Annotated in this window: 15 protein-coding genes; 2 read left to right on the forward strand and 13 right to left on the reverse strand. The window is 70.1% G+C overall.

Annotated elements, in window-relative coordinates; translation table 11 throughout:
- Positions 1 to 61: 61 nt before the first annotated feature.
- From rplI to ACZ7PG_RS18215, 7 genes are all read right to left on the reverse strand, one after another.
- Positions 62 to 523 (reverse strand): 50S ribosomal protein L9, encoded by a 462-nt coding sequence (gene rplI, locus ACZ7PG_RS18185; protein WP_470240184.1) that lies wholly within the window; start codon positions 521 to 523, stop codon positions 62 to 64.
- A gap of 14 nt (positions 524 to 537) precedes the next feature.
- Positions 538 to 786 (reverse strand): 30S ribosomal protein S18, encoded by a 249-nt coding sequence (gene rpsR, locus ACZ7PG_RS18190; RefSeq protein ID WP_003098744.1) that lies wholly within the window; start codon positions 784 to 786, stop codon positions 538 to 540.
- A gap of 43 nt (positions 787 to 829) precedes the next feature.
- Positions 830 to 1345 carry a single-stranded DNA-binding protein gene (locus ACZ7PG_RS18195; protein WP_470240185.1) on the reverse strand — a complete coding sequence of 172 codons (516 nt, stop codon included), beginning with the start codon at positions 1343 to 1345 and terminating at the stop codon, positions 830 to 832.
- Between the two features lie 17 nt (positions 1346 to 1362).
- Positions 1363 to 1692: a 30S ribosomal protein S6 gene (gene rpsF / locus ACZ7PG_RS18200; protein WP_470240186.1), complete on the reverse strand. Its 330-nt coding sequence runs from the start codon at positions 1690 to 1692 to the stop codon at positions 1363 to 1365.
- Between the two features lie 102 nt (positions 1693 to 1794).
- Positions 1795 to 2682 carry a hypothetical protein gene (locus tag ACZ7PG_RS18205; protein WP_470240187.1) on the reverse strand — a complete coding sequence of 296 codons (888 nt, stop codon included), beginning with the start codon at positions 2680 to 2682 and terminating at the stop codon, positions 1795 to 1797.
- A gap of 74 nt (positions 2683 to 2756) precedes the next feature.
- Positions 2757 to 3650: a hypothetical protein gene (locus ACZ7PG_RS18210; protein WP_470240188.1), complete on the reverse strand. Its 894-nt coding sequence runs from the start codon at positions 3648 to 3650 to the stop codon at positions 2757 to 2759.
- Between the two features lie 120 nt (positions 3651 to 3770).
- Complete coding sequence (locus ACZ7PG_RS18215; protein ID WP_470240189.1) at positions 3771 to 4562, reverse strand: hypothetical protein; 792 nt, start codon at positions 4560 to 4562, stop codon at positions 3771 to 3773.
- Between the two features lie 114 nt (positions 4563 to 4676).
- Between ACZ7PG_RS18215 and ACZ7PG_RS18220 the strand changes: the two genes are divergently transcribed.
- Entirely contained in the window at positions 4677 to 5450 is a 774-nt protein-coding gene (locus tag ACZ7PG_RS18220; RefSeq protein WP_470240190.1) for a deoxyribonuclease IV, read from the forward strand.
- On the opposite strand, the gene ACZ7PG_RS18225 is transcribed toward ACZ7PG_RS18220, so the two are convergent.
- Both ACZ7PG_RS18225 and ACZ7PG_RS18230 read right to left on the reverse strand, forming a co-directional pair.
- Positions 5447 to 6997 carry a glycosyltransferase family 87 protein gene (locus ACZ7PG_RS18225; protein ID WP_470240191.1) on the reverse strand — a complete coding sequence of 517 codons (1551 nt, stop codon included), beginning with the start codon at positions 6995 to 6997 and terminating at the stop codon, positions 5447 to 5449. The two genes, ACZ7PG_RS18220 and ACZ7PG_RS18225, sit on opposite strands and share 4 nt — an antisense overlap.
- A gap of 49 nt (positions 6998 to 7046) precedes the next feature.
- Positions 7047 to 8105 (reverse strand): ROK family transcriptional regulator, encoded by a 1059-nt coding sequence (locus ACZ7PG_RS18230; RefSeq protein ID WP_470240192.1) that lies wholly within the window; start codon positions 8103 to 8105, stop codon positions 7047 to 7049.
- A gap of 56 nt (positions 8106 to 8161) precedes the next feature.
- Here ACZ7PG_RS18230 and ACZ7PG_RS18235 point away from each other — a divergent pair, with 56 nt between their 5' ends.
- Positions 8162 to 9205, forward strand: a complete 1044-nt coding sequence (locus tag ACZ7PG_RS18235) for a Gfo/Idh/MocA family oxidoreductase (protein WP_470240193.1) — start codon at positions 8162 to 8164, stop codon at positions 9203 to 9205.
- Positions 9206 to 9247: 42 nt separating this feature from the next.
- Here ACZ7PG_RS18235 and ACZ7PG_RS18240 read toward each other — a convergent pair whose 3' ends face one another.
- The 4 genes from ACZ7PG_RS18240 to ACZ7PG_RS18255 form a co-directional block, all read right to left on the reverse strand.
- The gene (locus ACZ7PG_RS18240) at positions 9248 to 11602 is read right to left on the reverse strand and encodes a transglycosylase domain-containing protein (RefSeq protein WP_470240194.1); all 2355 of its coding nucleotides are present in this window, start codon (positions 11600 to 11602) and stop codon (positions 9248 to 9250) included.
- A gap of 80 nt (positions 11603 to 11682) precedes the next feature.
- Positions 11683 to 14133, reverse strand: coding sequence for a transglycosylase domain-containing protein (locus tag ACZ7PG_RS18245; RefSeq protein WP_470240195.1), 2451 nt, complete (start codon positions 14131 to 14133; stop codon positions 11683 to 11685).
- Positions 14134 to 14282: 149 nt separating this feature from the next.
- Positions 14283 to 16739 carry a transglycosylase domain-containing protein gene (locus ACZ7PG_RS18250; protein ID WP_470240196.1) on the reverse strand — a complete coding sequence of 819 codons (2457 nt, stop codon included), beginning with the start codon at positions 16737 to 16739 and terminating at the stop codon, positions 14283 to 14285.
- 352 nt (positions 16740 to 17091) lie between these two features.
- Positions 17092 to 17490: a DUF5318 domain-containing protein gene (locus ACZ7PG_RS18255; RefSeq protein WP_470240197.1), complete on the reverse strand. Its 399-nt coding sequence runs from the start codon at positions 17488 to 17490 to the stop codon at positions 17092 to 17094.
- Positions 17491 to 17566 lie beyond the last annotated feature (76 nt).

Raw genomic sequence — 17566 nt, forward strand, 5'->3', positions numbered from 1 at the left:
GTGAAGGCGGGCCGCCCACGAGGGAGCGACCCGCCTTCCACGACGTACGGACTCTAATGAGTCAGGACTGCGAGGCCTTGACCTCGAGCCGCACGTCGACCTTCACGTCCGGGTGGAGCCGGGCGCCGACCGAGTGCTTGCCCACGGTCTTGATGTGGTCGCGCAGCTCGATGACGCGCTTGTCGAGCAGCGGGCCACCGGCCGCCTTGATCGCGTCGACGATCTCGCCGGCGGTGATCGAACCGAAGAGCTTCTTCGAGCCCTCGGCCGCCTTGCCGTTGAGCTGGATGGCGCCGAGGCCCTCCAGGGTCGCCTTGATCTCCTTGGCGTGGTCGAGGTCGCGGATGCGACGGCTCTCCTGCGCCCGCTGGATCGTGCGCACGTTCTTCTCCGCGCCCTTGGAAGCCGGGATCGCGTAGCCCCGCGGGAGCAGGTAGTTGCGCGCGTAGCCGTCCTTGACCTCGACGATGTCGCCGGGGCCGCCGAGGTTGGCCACGTCCGTGGTGAGGATGATCTTCGCCATGTCAGTGCCCTCCCTTAGCGCGCGGTCGAGGTGTAGGGCAGCAGCGCCATCTCGCGGGAGTTCTTGACCGCGATGGCGATGTCACGCTGGTGCTGGCTGCAGTTGCCGGTGACGCGACGGGCACGGATCTTGCCGCGGTCGGAGATGTACTTCCGCAGCAGGTTGGTGTCCTTGTAGTCGATCAGTTCCGGGCGGCCCTTCTTCTCGGCCTTGCAGAACACGCAGACCTTCTTCTTGGGCTTGCGGATGGGTGGCTTGGCCACTGGTCACTCCTGGTAGTTCAAATCTTTGTGGATGTGTACGAGATCAGAAGGGAGGCTCGTCGGAGAAGCCGCCGCCGCCACCGCTGCTCGCGGCCGGGGCGGAACCCCACGGGTCGTCGGCCGGCGCACTGCCGCCGCCACCGCGGTTTCCGCCGCCACCGCCGCCGCCGAAGTCACCACCGCCGCCGCCACCGCGGCTGACCTTGTTGACCTTGGCCGTGGCGTAGCGCAGCGAGGGGCCGATCTCGTCGACCTCGAGCTCGACGACGGTCCGCTTCTCGCCTTCCTTCGTCTCGAACGACCGCTGCTTCAGGCGGCCCTGCACGACGACGCGGGCGCCGCGGGTCAGGGACTCGGCGACGTTCTCCGCCGCCTGGCGCCAGATGTTGCAGCGCAGGAACAGCGCCTCGCCGTCCTTCCACTCGCCCGACTGCTTGTCGAGCGTGCGGGGCGTGGACGCGACCGTGAAGTTCGCGACCGCCGCACCGGACGGGGTGAAGCGCAGTTCCGGGTCGGACGTCAGGTTGCCGATCACCGTGATGACGGTGTCTCCAGCCATCGGGAATACCCTTCGGCTCAGGCCTTGGCGGCGACGGGCGGCTTGGCCGCGGCGCGCTTGATCTCGCGACGCATGACCTTGGTGCGGAGCACGGTCTCCTGCAGCGACAGCTGGCGGTCCAGCTCCTTCACCGCGTCCGAAGACGAGTTCAGGTCGAGGAGCGCGTAGATGCCCTCGGCGTGCTTCTTGATCTCGTACGAAAGGCGACGACGGCCCCAGACATCGACCTTCTCCACGGAACCGCCCGAAGTGCGGATCACGTTGAGGAAGTTGTCCAGCGTGGGGGCGACCGTGCGCTCGTCGAGCGTGGGGTCCAGGATGACCATTACCTCGTAATGGCGTGACACAACCACTCACCTCCTATGGGCTCGCGGCCACGGACTGTCCGTGGCAGGAGGGTTTGTCCAGGTAAGGCTACCTGGAGGGGCCTCGGGGACCCGACGGCGGGGTCAGCTCGCGCGGCGCAGGACCCAGGTGCGCACGAGCCCGGCGGTGACCCCGGCGAGCACGATCACCGCGAGCAGCATCGGCAGCTGGACGTCGTCGGACGAGCCGGGCGAAGCCAGCGACTGGGCGTTGCCCGCGTCGCGGATGTCGGCACCCTGGCCGCTCTGGGCACCCGTGTCGCCCTGCGGCGCGGAGGCGTCACCGGGGAGCGTGCCGTTGGCCGGGTAACGCGCACCCGGCGCGACGGCGGTGCCGGCGGTCGCGGTGGGGATGCCGCCGTAGTCCCGCATCGGCGCGCTGCCGCCCGTGCCGCCGGCGGTGCCCGGGTTCAGGTTCGAGAGGTTGCCGGAGGAGCCGCCGGGCGTGGTGCCCGTGCCACCCGCCGAGGTGCCGGTGCCCGGCTGGCCCGGAGTGCTCGGCGCGACGTAGTTGGCGGCGAGCAAGGTGAGGTTGCAGCCCTTCGCGACCGTGCTCTCCACGCTGTTCAGCGTCTTGTTCCAGTCGAGGCCGAGACCCCAGGTGCCGGAGTCGGCCAGCGCGGTGCGGACCGCCTTGCCGATCGCGGCTCCGGTCGCCTCGCCGCCCGCGGAGTTCGGCACCTGCCCGACCGGGATGGCGTGGTTCTTGGCGACGGAGTCGCCGGCCCAGCTGCCGATCGCGAGCGTGCCGGCGTTGTTCGCGCCGTTCGTCACGAGGGTCTTGACCGAAGCCCCGTCGATCGCCACCGAGTCGCCCATCTGGCCGGTGACCGTGCCGGTGCAGCTGGTGCTCACGACCTGCTGGCTCGCCGAAGCCGTGCCGGTGGAAAGGAAAGCGCTACCGGTGACGAAGGCGGCAAGGGCGGTCACGGTCAAGAACTTCCGCACGAGCACTGTCCTCCGTGGGGTCATCTGGGGTTATCGAGACGTCGTCCTGAACAACAGGGTCAACGAAGAAGGTACGTGAAAGATACTCGGCAGTCGGGTCAATTCGCAGCGGCCATTCGGCGGATCACCCAGGTCCGCACGAGGCCGGCGCTGACTCCGGAGAGTGCCAGCACCGCGATCAGCAGCGGCAGGTTCGACGCGTCCGTGAAGCCGTCGGACGCGGACGGCAGCGCTTCGGCCTGGCCCGCCGTCTGGATGCCGGCGTTGCCGGTCGCGGGCTGGTCAGGTCCGGTGAGGCCGTACTGCGGCGCGTACCCCGGGATCTGGCTGCCGTACCGGATGGCGGGCGACGGCGTGAACAGCCCGGCCGTCGCGAACGGGATGCCGCCGTAGTCGCGCATCGGGGCGTAGCCCGTGCCGATGCTGAACGGGAAGCCGCCGAACACCGGGCTGCCCGAGAAGCCGGGCAGCAGCGGGCTGTTCGCGTCCGGGATCGGCGTGGTGCCCTGCGGGGTGCCACCCTGCGGCGCGCCCCCGGTCCCGCCCTGGGCCGGCGGCTGCTGCGGGTTGCCACCGGTACCCGGCTGCGGCGACGCCTGCTTGCCGCCGCTCAGACCCTGCTGAGCGCTGCTGGTCAGGCCCTCGACGCCCTGGTTGATCGCGCTCGCGGCCGGCGCGCCGATCACCGGCACCGGCGAGACGACCGTGTTCACGACGGTCACGGTGACCTTGCAGAGCGTGCCGAGGATGGCGTTGATCGTCCCGGTCAGCACCTTGGTGCCTTCGGTGACCACGCCGAGGTTGAGCGGGATGCCGAGCAGCGGGGTGGTGCCCTGGACCGTGTCGCCGGGCTTCGCGGTCACCGAGCCGCCGCAGGGCGCCGACTTCGTCTCACTCGCCGAAGCGGTGCCGGGCATGCCGAGCACAGCCGAACCAGCGAGGACGAACGCCGTCGCACCGACCGCCGTTGCCCTCCGTGTCCGATCCCGCATGCTCGCCGCCCCTTGTCTCGTTGCCTCTGCCCAGGACAACGACGTTAAGGCAGCACGGTGACGCCCGCTCGCTCAGAAATGTCCGGCATTCGAGTGGAAGCGGGGTCACCGTCGGTGAGGTCAGGCGGGCTTGCGGCGGATCCAGGCCCGGACGAGTGCCGCGGCGACGATCGCCAGTGCCAGCACCGCGAGCAGCATCGGCAGCTTCGCCGGCGGCGTCACGCCCGGGAGTGCCTCGGCCGTGCCGGACTTCTGCTCGTCGACCGTCGGGACCTGCTGGCCGGGGATGATCTGCGCGATCACCGGTGCCTGGATCAGGCTGCCCGGCAGCAACGAGGCGTTACTGTAGATGCCCGAAATCGCGTCGCCTGGCAGGCCTGCGCCACCGGGACCGGTGGTCACCGGACCCGTGCTGTCACCGGGCGGGGTCTGCCCCGGCGGCGTCTGACCGGGGGGCGTCTGACCCGGCGGCGTCTGACCGGGCGGGGGCGGGGTCAGCGGCGGCAGTTCACTCGCCACGCCCTGCGTCACGCCGCCGACGGTGTTCACCACACCCTGCGCGGCCGGGCAGACGGCCTTCGCCGCCGCGTCGCCGACCACCGGCACTTCGCCGACGCCGAGCGCGCGCACCGCGTCGCCCACCGGAAGCGTGAGCAGGGGCTTCGAGCCGTTCGTGTTCTTCGCGCTGGAGTCGAGGCCGACGGTCAGCCGGTCCGGGGCGTTCAGCGGGGCGCCGGCGTCGAGGAGGAGTCCGGTCTTGGCGTCGCGGGCCTGGCCGTTCTGCAGCGTGGCCGCGCAGTCGCCGCCGAGGGTCGGGCTGGGGGCGGCGCTCGCCACGCCCGGCATCGCGAAAGCGGCCGAAGCGGCGAGAGTGAACCCCAATGCGGTGATCCGTGTGAACTGCTTCCCCATCGATGCCCTCCGGCAGTCGGCCCAATCTGGATCACGGAACGCGCTCACGGTACTCCACGAGCGTCACCAACCTGCCCCGCAGGGGAAAAGAAAACCCGGAGTAGCGTGCTCGGCATGCTGATTGGCGCCCATGTCCGTGACGACGACCCGTTGACCGCGGTCGCCGAGCGCAAAGCCGACGTCGTCCAGTTCTTCCTCTCGGACCCGCAGGGCTGGAAGGCCCCGAAGCCCCACCCCCACGGCGAGGCCATCGCGGCCGACCCCGTCGAGGTGTTCATCCACTCTCCCTACCTCATCAACGTGGCTTCGCTGAACAACCGGATCCGGATCCCCTCCCGCAAGAACGTCACGCAGCACGCGGACGGTGCGGCGGCCATCGGCGCGAAGGGCCTGATCGTGCACGGCGGGCACGTCGGCGACAACGACGACGTCGAGGCCGGCCTCGACAACTGGCGCAAGCTCTTCGAGCGCGAGCAGGAGAAGGGCGGCTTCAAGGTCCCGGTCCTGATCGAGAACACCGCCGGCGGCGAGAACGCGATCACCCGCGACCTCGAGGTCATCGCCCGGCTGTGGGACAAGGTCGGCGAGTTCGGCGCCGGGTTCTGCCTGGACACCTGCCACGCGTTCGCCGCGGGCTGGGACCTCGCGACCGCCGTTGAGAAGGTCAAGGCCATCACCGGCCGGATCGACCTGGTGCACCTCAACAACTCCCGCGACGAGTTCGGCTCGACCCGCGACCGGCACGCCAGCGTCGTGCACGGCGAGGGCACGATCGACCCCGAGGCGCTGGTCGCCGTCGCCCGCGAGGCGGGCGCGCCGGTCATCGTCGAGACCCCGGCCGACGGCCAGGCGGCCGACATCGCCTACCTGCGCGAACAGCTGGGCTAGACAGCCACGGCCTTGCGGCGGCGCCGGACGGCGTTCGGGATGATCGCGTCCCGGGCGCCGTCGAGGAAGCCGCCGGCAGGGTCGTCGTCGCCGTCGATCCGGACGAGGTCGGTGCCCGGGCGGTAGATCTCGCGCACCACCAGCACGCACAACGCGACCACGGCCAGGTCGCGGACCACGACCGTGCTGAGGAACCAGCCTTCCGGCAGGCCCTTGTGGTCGACGCCGAGGTAGTAGAACATCCGCGGCACCCAGACCAGCGCGTCGATCAGCATCCAGCCGAGCAGCAGCCGCCAGCGCGGGATCGCCAGCACCGCCAGCGGCACCAGCCACAGCGAGTACTGCGGGCTCCACACCTTGTTCGTCAGCAGGAACGCGGCCACGACGAGGAACGCGAGCTGGCCGACGCGCGGCCGTCTCGGCGCCGCGAGCGCGATGTAGGCGATGCCCGCGCAGCAGGCCAGGAACAGCACGGCCACCGTGAGGTTCAGGTACGCCGGCGTCTGGTTCTTCTGCAGCACGCCGTCGAAGCCGGCCCAGCCGGTGGCGTAGGAGATGACGTTGTACAGCGAGTCCGGGTCCATCGGCCGGAGCGTGTTCATCCGGAAGAACTCCCACCAGCCGCGGGTCGCGGTGAGGATGAACGGCGCGTTCACCGCCAGCCACGTCACGACGGTGGCGGCCGCCGTCTTCCAGAACGGCGTCAGCTTCCCCGCGCGCAGGCACAGCACGAACAGCACGCCGAGCAGGAACAACGGGTAGAGCTTCGCCGTCGCGCCCAGGCCGAGCAGGAGCCCGGCGAGCAGCGGCCGCTTGCGTCCCCAGGCCAGCAGGCCGGTCGCGGTGAACGCGGTCGCGATCGCGTCGAAGTTCGTGAAGGCGTGCACCAGCACCAGCGGCGAGACCGCCACCAGCACCATGTCCCACGGCCGGCGTTTCATCGTCCGGCCGGTCGCCCACACGGTGACCAGCCAGGCCATCGCCAGGAACAACGCGGTGAGGTCGAAGTAGATCGCGACCGGCAGGCCGCCGGGTAGCCAGCCGCTTTCGGCGACGGCCGACCAGCCCGCCGCGAGCCTCGCGTTCGCCCACTGGAAGAGGCCGGTGAACACCGGGTACTCCATGTACCGGGTGTCGTTCTCCGCGGTCTGCGAGCTCTCCTTCCACGACGTGTAGTACGGGAAGGTGCTCGGCCGGTCGAGCCGCTCGGAGCTGTAGAGCGGCACGATGTCGGAGTAGCACATCGCGACGAACGGGCGCCCCGCCCGCCAGTCGAGCTGGGTGGCGCCGCTGGAGTCCTGGTACTGCTGGATGCAGGAGCCCTTGCCGAACCAGCAGAGCATCAGCGCGATCGTGGCCAGCAGCAGGCCGACGCGCTGCGGCGACCAGAACCAGTGCCTGCCGACCGCCGCGTGCTCGCCGAGCGGGCCGCCGATGGGTCTGGTGACCGCCGCCGCGAGCGGCTCGTTCCAGCTCGGGACGACCCGGTCCGCCCGGCTCAGCGTCACGGAGCCGGGGTCCGGCTCGTGCGTGGTCTCCTCTGGCACGAGTGCGGATGTTAGCGGTCGGCGCCCGCCACCGAGGTGAAGGCGGTGATCATGCCGGATTCGCGTAGTACGAGGCCAGGACCTCCGCGGCGGCTCCGCGCGTGACGATCTCCTCGCCGAAGGCGTCCTCGACGACGTCGATGCGCTGCCAGTGCGGCAGCGGCAACAGCTCTTCGAGCCGTTCCGAAACGGCGTCACGGTACGTGCCCGGTTCGTCCCGCACGGCGCGTCCGGCCAGCACGATCCGCTCGAGGTCGAGCACCTGGACGAGGTCCGCGAGGCCGATCCCGAGGAAGCCGGCGGCGGTCCGCGTATCGGCCGCCTGCTTGACCATGATCTCGACGCAGCCGCGCCGCCCGCAGGCGCAGACCGGCCCGTCGTAGGCGATCGTGGTGTGCCCGAACTCACCCGCGTTGGTCCGCGGGCCGCGGTAGAGGCGTCCGTCGATCAGCAGGCCGACGCCGATCCCGGTGCCGACGAGCACCACCGCCGTCGCCGTCGGCTCGCCGTGCGGCCAGAGCTGGGCGAACGCGGCGGAATTGGTGTTCTTGTCGAGTGTCACCGGCAGGCCGGTGCGCTTTTCGAGCAGGTCGCGCAGGGGGACGTCGTGCCAGCCCGGCATGTTCGTCGCGTCGCGGACCAGGCCGGCGAGGTGGTCCAGCGGGCCGACCGCGCCGAGCCCGAGGCCCAGCACGTCGAAGCCGTCGGCGAGCTCGAGCGCGGCGGTGCCGATGGCCTCGACGGCCTGCTCGGGGGTGAAGCCGGCCGGGAGCGGGCCGCCTGCCGTCTCCTCGACCTCGCCGATGAGGTTGGTGCGCAGCACGCGGAACTCGTCGCGGTCGAGGCGCGCGCCGAGCGCGTGGCGGGCGCCGGCGCGGATGGTCAGCTGCGTGCGTGGCTTGCCGACCCCGGCCGACGGCTGGCGCTGCTCGTCCAGCAGGCCGGCGTCGAGGAGTTCGGGCACGATCTTGGAGACGGCCTGCTGGGTGAGCCCGGTGCGTTCGGCCAGCTCGACGCGGCTGAGGCCGCCGGCGCGCAGGATGTGGGTGAGCAGCAGGGCGCGGTTGTGTTCGCGCACGTTGCGCAGGTTCACCCCGGTGTCCGCCATGAAGAGGATCTTCCCATGTCTGGCCAATTACGCAACAGTGTTGTTTAATGGGCCGCATGAGTGACTTGCGGGTGGGCATCCTCGGGTACGGCATCGGCGGACGCGTGTTCCACGCACCGCTGGTGGCGGCGACCCCCGGGTTGACGCCGGCGGTGATCACGACGTCGGGCAACGCGGTCCAGGCGCGCACCGACCACCCGGGCGCGGAGATCGTGCCGGACGCCGACGCGCTGTTCGAGCGGGCCGGCGACCTCGACCTCGTCGTGGTCAGCACGCCCAACCGCACGCACGTGCCGCTCGCGCTGCGGGCGATCGAGGCCGGCCTGCCGGTGGTCGTCGACAAGCCGTTCGCGCCGACCGCGCTGGAGGCCGAGCAGGTCGTCGCCGCGGCTAAGGCGGCGGGCGTCGGCCTGACGGTCTTCCAGAACCGCCGCCTCGACTCCGACTTCCTCACCGTCCGGAAGGTCCTGGAGTCCGGGAAGCTCGGCGAGGTGTTCCGCTTCGAGTCCCGCTACGACCGCTGGGTGCCGAAGCCGAAGGACAACTGGCGCGAGTTCGGCGACCCGGCCGAAGCCGGCGGCCTGCTCTACGACCTCGGCGCGCACATCGTCGACCAGGCGCTGCAGCTGTTCGGCCCGGTCACGCAGGTCTACTCGGAGACCGATCGCCGCCGGGCCGGCGTCCAGGTCGACGACGACGTCTTCGTCGCGTTGAAGCACGCCAACGGCGTCCGGTCGCACCTGTGGGCGTCGGCGCTCGCGGGCACCCTGAACCCCCGCTTCCGCGTGCTCGGCGACCAGGCGACGTTCACCAAGTACGGCCTCGACGTGCAGGAACCCCAGATCAAGGCGGGCATGCGTCCCGGCGACGACAGCTGGGGCGTCGAGCCCGCGTCGGACGCGGGCAAGATCGGCGTCGGCAACGATCTCAAGACGGTGCCCACCGAGACGGGCCGCTACGAGCAGTTCTACGCCCAGGTGCGCGACGCGCTGCGCGGCGAAGGCGACTTCCCGGTCGATCCCGAGTCGTCGGTCGAAGCCCTGCGCGTGATCGAGGCCGCGCACCGCTCGGGAGTCGAAGGAACGGTCATCAAGCTCTGACTCCCGGACTGGCCGTGACGTCGGTGTCCCCCAGCTCCGACGTCACGGCCTCCTTCGGCCACGTTGCTGGTCCTGCAGCTCCTGGAGCCGTTGCTGGAACTGGCGGAACTGGTCCAGCTGGTCCTGCCGGTTCCCGGGCTGCTGCTGTTGCTGCTGCCCGCGCGGGTCCTGCTGGTCGCGCGGGTCCGGTTGCTGCGGCTGCTGGACCTGCACCTGCACCCGGTCCTGCGGCGAGCTGATCGCGGCCACGCGGTCGAAGCGCTCGCCCGGCCGTCCCGACAGGTACAGCTGCATGAACCGGTCCCAGATCGGCCCGGCCAGGGTCGAGCCGAACAGCGGCGCGCCGTTCGGGCCGCGCAACGCCTTGTCGCCGTCGCTGCCCACCCAGACCGCCGCGGACACCGAGGGCGTGTAGCCCACCATCCACGTCTGCGAGTTCGCGTTCGCCGCCGACGCGGGTTCGTCGTTCTGCGGGGTGTGCTGCTGCGTACCGGTCTTCCCGGCGCACTCGTGGCCGGTCGGGCAGCTCAGCCGGGAGAACTGGATCACCGGGGCCAGCGCCGCCGTCACGTTCCCCGCGATCTGGGCGCTCTTCTGGGCGTCGTTGTCCGCGAACGCGTCGGTCGAGCGGTCCTTGGCTTCGTACGCCGTTTCGCCGTTCGCGTTGGTCACCTTCTGCACGAAGTGCCGGTCGCGCTGGACGCCGTTCGCCGCGAACGTCGCGTAGCCCGACGCCATGTCCGCCGCCGTCACGGCGGTGCCGCCACCGCCGATGGAGATGTTGTTGTCGCCGGTGAACAGCTTGCTGCGGCCGCCGTTGTCGGACGTCCGGATGCCCGCCTCCTGCGCCGCTTCCGCCACCCCGGACGGCTTCGTGATGTTCAGGACCATGTCGTAGAACACCGTGTTCGTGGACCGCTGCATCGCCTCCGCGACCGTGCACTGCTGCGAGCAGCTGCTGCTGTCGCCCGCGTTGCGGATCGGCAGGTTCACGCCGGGGAACGTCCGCGGTGACGTGCCGTCGAAGCGCGCGTCGAGGCCGCGGCCGAGCTTGAGGAACGCCGCGAGGTCGAACGGCTTCATCGACGAACCCGGGTTGTGCGGCTCGTCGGCCCAGTCGCGGCCGGCCTGGTCCTCACCGTTCGGACCCTTCACGATGGCGTCGCCGCCGTAGTACGCGAGCACGCCACCGGACTTCGGGTCGACCGCCACGAGAGCGTCGAGGATCCGGTCGTCGGTCTGCCCTTCCATCCCCTCGGCCACCGCCTTCTCGGCGGACTGCTGGGCCACCGGGTCGATGGTCGTGAAGACCTGGAACCCGCCGGAGTAGTACTGCTTCTCGTCGATGCCCTGCGCGGCCAGCTCGGCCTTGACCTTGGCCTTGATGAACGGGTTCAGCGCGCCCGCTTCCCGGCTCTCGCGCAGCGGGATCGGCGCCGGGAACTTCGCCGCGGCGCGCTGGGCCGGCGTCAGGTAGCCGTTCTTCAGCATCCGGTCCAGCGCGGTGTTCCACCGGCCGGTCGCGACGGCGGTGTTCTCCGAGCGGCCCGGCTGCTGGATCAGCCCGGCCAGCAACGCGGACTGCGAGTAGTCGAGCTGCCCGACGTCCTTGCCGAAGTAGGCCTGGGCGGCGGCCTGGACCCCGTAGGCGCCGCGGCCGAAGTAGATGATGTTGAGGTAGGCGGTGATGATGTCCGCCTTCTCGTAGGTCTGGTTCATCTTGAACGACTTCGCGAGCTCGACCCACTTGCGCGACAGCGTCGGGTCGTCGTCGCCGGAGGAGTTCTTGATGTACTGCTGCGAAATCGTCGACCCGCCACCGGAACCGCCGGTGACCTGGTTGTACGCCGCCCGCAGGATGCCGCCGACGTCGAAGCCCGAGTTGGTCTCGAACGACGCGTCCTCGGTCGCGATCACGGCTTTCTTCACGACGTCCGGGATCTGGTTCGCGGCCAGGATCTGCCGGTTTCCGCCGGTGGGCACGTCCTTGCCCATCTCGGTGCCGTCGCTGTAGAGGTAGGTCACGGCCTGGCCCTGCGCCTGCGCGACCGTCTCCGGCGAGGGGACGTCGACGGCGAAGTAGGTGACGAGGAATGCGACCGCGGGAACGGCGAAGAACAGCCCGGCGATGACGTAGGCGATCCGCCGGACCCGCCGCCACCGCCGTTTCCGCAGGTCCCCGTCGGTGAGCGGCCGCGGCCGGCGCGGCGGCTGCCCGGGACGCGGCCGCAGGATCGGCACGGTCGGCGGATCGACGTCCGGCTCGGTGCCGTTGTGCGCGTGGTGGGTGATCAGCTCCGGCTCGGCGCCCAGCAGCCCGCTGCGGGGCACCGGCCGCCGGGTCCGGCGACGACGTGGGTCGGGCCGCCGGCCGGGTGACGTGCGGTCGTTGTTCACGGGCCGTCCTCCACGGTGGGCTGCGGACGCAGTCCTCTCGTAGGCACACGGACCGCGGCCCACCGTGGTTCAGTCCCGGTCTAGTTCTCCGGCTCGTCGGTCTTCGTCGGAGTTTCCTTCGACGTCGGCGTCTTCGTGTGCTTCGGTGTGCTTTCCGGCGAGGACGACTGGCCGTGGCCGTTGTTGTCACCACCGTTGTCGCCCTGGTCGCCGCCGTTGTCGGGGTTCTCGTCCGTCGGCGTCGCGTCCGTGGTCGTGACCACGTCCGACGACGGCGGCGGGGGCACCTCGCCGCCGATGCGGTCGACCTTGTCGAACCGCTCGCCCGGCTTGCCCGTCAGGTACAGCGAGAGGAACTTCTGCCACATCGGGCCGGCGATCGTCGAGCCGTAGATCGGCGAGTTGTTCTTGCCGTGCAGCGGCTTGTTGCCGTCGCCGCCGACCCACGCCGCCACCGAGACCGACGGCGTGTACCCGACCATCCACGTCTGCGAGTTCGCGTTCGCCGCCCAGGACGGCTCGCCCGCGACCTTCGTGTGCTGCTGCGTCCCGGTCTTGCCGGCGCACTCGTGGCCGGCGGGGCACTTCAGCTTCGAGAACCCGATGACCGGCTTCAGCGCTTCGGTCACGTTCCCGGCGATCTGGCGGCTCTTGTCCGAGTCGCTGTCGAACGCCGACTTGGAGTCGGTCGAGGCTTCGTAGGCGACTTCGCTCTGCCCGTTGGTCACCTTCAGCACGAAGTGCCGGCCCCGCTGCTCGCCGTTGGCCGCGAAGGTCGCGTACGCCGAGGCCATGTCCAGCGGCGTGATCTGGGTTTCGCCACCGCCGAGGGAGATGTTGTTGTCCTTGGTCGAAATGATCGACTGGCCGCCGTCGTCGTTCTTGGTCTTCACGCCGGCTTCGCGCGCCGCGTCCTTGACCGGGCCCTGCTTGGTCTCGTTGAGGACCATGTCGTAGAACACCGTGTTCGCCGAGCGTTCCATCGCTTCGGCGACGGTGCACTTCTGCGAGCAGCTGCTGCCCGGGCCGGCGTTGCGCACGACGCGGCCGTCGAACGTGCGGTTGTTGGAGCCGTCGAACGTCGCGTCGAGGCCCTTGCCCATCTTGAGGAACGCCGTGAGGTCGAACGGCTTCATCGACGAACCCGGGTTCTGCGGCGTGTCCGCCCAGTCACGGCCGGCCTGGTCCTGCCCGTTGACCTGCACGATCGGCTTGCCGCCGTAGTAGGCGAGCACGCCGCCGGTCTTCGGGTCGACGGCGACGAGCGCGTTGAGCAGGTTGTCGTCCACCTGGTTCTTCATCGCGTCCGTGGCGGCCTCCTCCGCGGCCTGCTGCGCCTTCGGGTCGATCGTCGTCTGCACCACGAAACCGCCGGAGTAGTAGCGGTCCTCGGGGATGTCGTGCGCGGCCAGCTCGTCCTTCACCTGCTGGACGACGAACGCGGGCGGCGCGCCGGCCTGCTGCTTGCTGTCCTCGAGCGGAATCGGCGTCGGGAACTGCGCCGCCGCGCGGTCGGCCGCGGAGATGTAGTTGTTCTTCACCATCCGGTCGAGCGCGGTGTTCCAGCGGTCGTTCGCGACCTTGGGGTTCTCCGACCGGCCCGGCTGCTGGATCAGGCCGGCGAGCAGCGCGGCCTCCGAGAAGCTGAGGTCCTTGGCTTCCTTGTGGAAGAAGGCCTGCGACGCCGCGCCGACCCCGTACGCCCCGCGCCCGAAGTAGATGATGTTCAGGTACGCGGTGATGATGTCCTTCTTCTCGTACGTCTGGTTCATCTTGAAGGACTTGGCCAGCTCGGTCCACTTGCGCGTCAACGTCGGGGCGTCGTTGTCGGTGGCCTTCTTGATGTACTGCTGCGAGATCGTCGAACCGCCGCCCGCGCCGCCGGTGGCCTGGTTGTACACCGCGCGCAGCAGGCCGCCGACGTCGAAGCCTGAGTTGGTCTCGAACGAGTCGTCCTCGGTCGCGATCGCCGCGTGCTTCATGACGTCGGGGATCTGCTCCGGCGTCAGCAGCACCCGGTTGCCGCCGCGCGGGACGTCCTTGCCCATCGGCGAGCCGTCGGCGAAGAGGTAGGTGACCGCCTGGCTCTGGTTCTGCGCGACCTCGGTCGGCGACGGCACGTCGACCAGGAAGTACGTGATGACGAACGCGATCGCGGGCACCACGAAGAACAGCGCGACGAAGGCGTACGCCACCCGCCGGATGATCTTCCAGCGTCTCTTCTTGCGCTGTTCCGGCGTGAGGACCGGCTTGCCGTCTTCGTCCGGCTCGACGTCGTGCTCGTCGTAGCCGTCCGGCTCCTCGTAGGAGTGGTGCGTCATCAGCTCGGGGCCACCGCTCATCGGCGGCGGCTCGGGCCGGTACCCGCGCGGCGGCGTCCGCGGCGGCTGCTGGGGCTGCGGCCGGCCGGGCGGCGGGGGCACGGGCCGGCGCGGGCCCTGGCCTTGACCTTGGCCGTACGGACCCTGGGGTGCGCGACGGCGCGGATCGGGACCCTGGCCGGGCCAGGAGCGGGATCGATCGTCGGACACGGGGCAGTCCTCCAGTGTGCGCGGGCAGCGACAGTCGCCACCCCCTCTAGGAAGGGACGCACGAGAAACGCGGGGGTTGCCGAAACGATCTTCCTGAAACGCTTCAGGGCCCTCCGCGAGTGTGCGGAAGGCCCTGAAGGAGGACGTTTCTAGCCGGGCCCGGCGCCCGGCGGCCGGGCGACCCCGCCACCACCACCCGAGGTGTTGCCGAGCGGGAACGTCGGCGTCTCACCCGGGCCGGGGCGGGTCCGGCTCGTCCGCGGCGTGGTCGTGTCGGTGTTGGACGGCTCGGTGCTCTCGGACGACTCCGGGGTGGTCGGCGTCGTCGTGATGCTCGGCGTCTCGGACGGCTTCGACGGCGTCGTCGTCACGTCGTTGACGTCCTTGCCGATCGCCGCCACCTTGTCGAACTTCTCCGCCGGTTTGCCCTTGAGGTAGAGGTTCATGAAGTTCTGCCACGTCGGACCGGCGATGGTCGCACCGAAGATCGGCTTGTTCTTCGGGTCGTGCAGCGGCTTGTTGCCGTCGCCGCCGACCCAGACCGCGGCCGACACCGACGGCGTGTACCCCACCATCCACGTCTGCGCGTTGCGGTCGTTGTACGACGAGGGGTCGCCGGCCTTCGCCGTGTACTGCTGCGTACCCGTCTTGCCGGCGCACTCGTGGCCGCTCGGGCACTTCAGCTTCGAGTGGTCGATGACCGGCACCAGCGCCTCGGTGACGTTGCCCGCGATCTGCTGGCTCTTCGACGCGTCGTCGTCGAACGCGGGGTTGGTCTTGATGTTGTTCTGGTCGAACTCCACCTCGTCCTGGTTGTTCGTCAGCTTCGCGACGAAGTGCTGCTCGTGGTACGTGCCGCCGCTGGCGAACGACGCGTACGCGGCCGCCATGTCCTCCGGTGTCACGGCCGTGCCACCACCACCGAGCGAGATGTTGTTGTCGTCGGTGTAGAGGACGCTCTTGCCGTCCGGCGCGATCTTGACCCCGGCTTCCTTCGCCGCTTCCGCGACCCGCGACGGCTTCGTCACGTTCAGGACCATGTCGTAGAACACGGTGTTCGCCGAGATCTCCATCGCCTTCGCCACGGTGCAGTCCTTGCCGCAGCTGGCGCTGTCACCCGCGTTCCGGACCGTGCGGCCGCCGAGCACCCGGTTGTTCGAGCCGTCGAACGTCTCGCCGAGGCCCTTGCCCATCTTGAGGAACGCCGTGAGGTCGAACGCCTTAACCGACGAACCCGGGTTTCTGGCCTGGTTGGCGCGGTCCTGGCCGATCTGGTCCTTGCCGTTGGCGTCCTTCACCAGCTCCGGCCCGCCGTAGTAGGCGAGGACCCCGCCGGTCTTCGGGTCGACCGCGACGAGCGCGTTCAGCAGGTTCTCGTCGGTCTGGCCCTTCATGCCGTCCGCGGTGGCCTTCTCCGCGGCTTCCTGGGCGGCCGGGTCGATCGTCGTGTAGATCTTGGCGCCGCTGGAGAACAGCTTGTTCTCGTCGTAGCCCTTCGCCGCCAGCTCGTCCTTGATCCGCTGCTGGACCTGGTAGGTGAGCTTGCCCGAGTTCTGTTCCTTGTTCGCGTTCTTCGCGATCGGCGTCGGGTACTGGAAGGTGGCGCGTTCGTCCGCGCGGAGCCACTTGTTGGCGACCATCTGGTCCATCACGTACGCCCAGCGCTTCTGGGCGTACGCCTGGTTCTCCGAGCGACCGGGGCCCTGGATCAGGCCGGCCAGCAGGGAGGCCTCCGACGCGTTGAGGTCCTTGGCGTCCTTGTTGAAGTAGGCCTTGGCGGCCGCCTGGATGCCGTTCGCCCCGCGGCCGAAGTAGACGATGTTCAGGTAGGAAGTGATGATCTCTTCCTTGGACTGCTGGTTGTTCATCTTGAACGACTTGGCCAGCTCGGTCCACTTGCGGGTCAGCGTCGGGGCGTCGTTCTGCGTCGCCTGCTTGATGTACTGCTGGGAGATGGTCGAACCACCGCCCTGACCGCCGGAGACCTGGTTGAAGACCGCGCGCAGGATGCCGGTGACGTCGAAGCCCGAGTTGGTCTCGAACGTCGCGTCCTCGGCGGAGTACACCGCGTGCTTGACGACGTCGGGTACCTCGCCCGGCTTGAGCAGCTGGCGGTCGCCGCCCGGGGGCAGCTCCCGGCCCATCACCTGGCCGCCGGCGTCGTAGTAGGTGATCGGCTGGTTCTGCAGCGACTTGATGCTCTCCGGCGTCGGCACGTCGACGAGGAAGTAGGTGATGACGAACGCGATCGCGGGAACCACGAAGAACAGCCCGACGAAGGCGTACGCCACCCGCCGGATGATCTTCCAGCGGCGCTTCTTGCGCTGCGCCGGCGTCAGGACCTTCTTGCCGTTTTCGTCGAGCTCGTCCTGGGGCTCGATGTCGTCGGCGAACTCGTTGAACGCGGCGTCGTCGTAGCCGTCGTCGTACGGGTCGCGACCGACGTCGTCGGTGCCGTTGTGCGCGTGGTGGGTGATCAGGTCCGGTTCGCGGCCCGGCGGCGGCACCGGCCGGTTGCCCGGCTGGCGGAAGCCCTGCGGCGGCGACCCCGGCGGGCCCTGCTGGGCGCGCTGGCCGGGCGGCGGGACGGCCCGGCGGGGCGGCATGCCCTGCTGACCCTGCTGACGCGGGCGCTGCGGCCGTCGCGCCGGCTCTTCGCCGGGCCACTGGGGGCCGCCTTCGTCGCCGGACGGCCACTCGGGCGCACCGCCGCCGCGCGGGTTGCCCCGAGGGGGCGTACCGCGCTGCGCCGACTCACCACGTGGCCGCCGGGGGGCTTCTTCGCCGGGCCACGCCGGTCCGGCGTCGTCCCCCGGCCGCGGGCCCTGTTGGGCACGGCGAGGTGCATCTGGCTCCTGGCCGGGCCAGGAGCGGTTGCGGTCGTCGTTCACGAATGGGCCTCCCAGACCGGCGCCCGGTGTCGCGCCGTTCTGCGCTCTTCAGCGGTTGTGATCCAGCTCACCGGCCTGCGGTCCTTCGCGGACCGTCGGCCGGTTCCCCCGTACCGAGGACGTACGACCGGACCAGGTGGTTCCAGTGGCACGCCCGACACACTTCGACGTCGTACACGGTGAACTCGGCGAACAGGCCGGCCATCCTGGCCAGCTCTTCGGGGGTCCTCGCCGAGCCCGCGACGTGCTTGAGTTCGTCACCGTAGACCCAGGACACCAGGGTCAGCGGTTCCTGGCGGCAGATCGGGCAGGGCTGGTCACCGGCCCGGCCGTGGAACTTCGCCGCCCGCAGCAGGTACGGGCTCGCGTCGCAGGCTTCGTAGCCGCCGACGCGCCCGGAGCGGACTTCGGCGAGCAGCGCACGGCGCTGCAACGCGTAGTCCACGACCTGCCGCTGGTTAATCACCAGGACAGAGTACGGGCTCTTCCTGTGTCGTCCACGCCCCCTAGCGCGGCTGGTGAGCGACCCGGTGGGGACACGC

The sequence above is a fragment of the Amycolatopsis sp. NPDC114504 genome (assembly GCF_055633595.1).

Coding starts and splice junctions, on each gene's coding strand:
- rplI (WP_470240184.1), bottom strand. CDS start 523: ATGGCGAAGATCATCCTCACCACGGACGTGGCCAACCTCGGCGGCCCC.
- ACZ7PG_RS18195 (WP_470240185.1), bottom strand. CDS start 1,345: ATGGCTGGAGACACCGTCATCACGGTGATCGGCAACCTGACGTCCGAC.
- ACZ7PG_RS18205 (WP_470240187.1), bottom strand. CDS start 2,682: ATGACCCCACGGAGGACAGTGCTCGTGCGGAAGTTCTTGACCGTGACC.
- ACZ7PG_RS18210 (WP_470240188.1), bottom strand. CDS start 3,650: ATGCGGGATCGGACACGGAGGGCAACGGCGGTCGGTGCGACGGCGTTC.
- ACZ7PG_RS18215 (WP_470240189.1), bottom strand. CDS start 4,562: ATGGGGAAGCAGTTCACACGGATCACCGCATTGGGGTTCACTCTCGCC.
- ACZ7PG_RS18220 (WP_470240190.1), top strand. CDS start 4,677: ATGCTGATTGGCGCCCATGTCCGTGACGACGACCCGTTGACCGCGGTC.
- ACZ7PG_RS18230 (WP_470240192.1), bottom strand. CDS start 8,105: ATGGCGGACACCGGGGTGAACCTGCGCAACGTGCGCGAACACAACCGC.
- ACZ7PG_RS18235 (WP_470240193.1), top strand. CDS start 8,162: ATGAGTGACTTGCGGGTGGGCATCCTCGGGTACGGCATCGGCGGACGC.
- ACZ7PG_RS18250 (WP_470240196.1), bottom strand. CDS start 16,739: ATGCCGCCCCGCCGGGCCGTCCCGCCGCCCGGCCAGCGCGCCCAGCAG.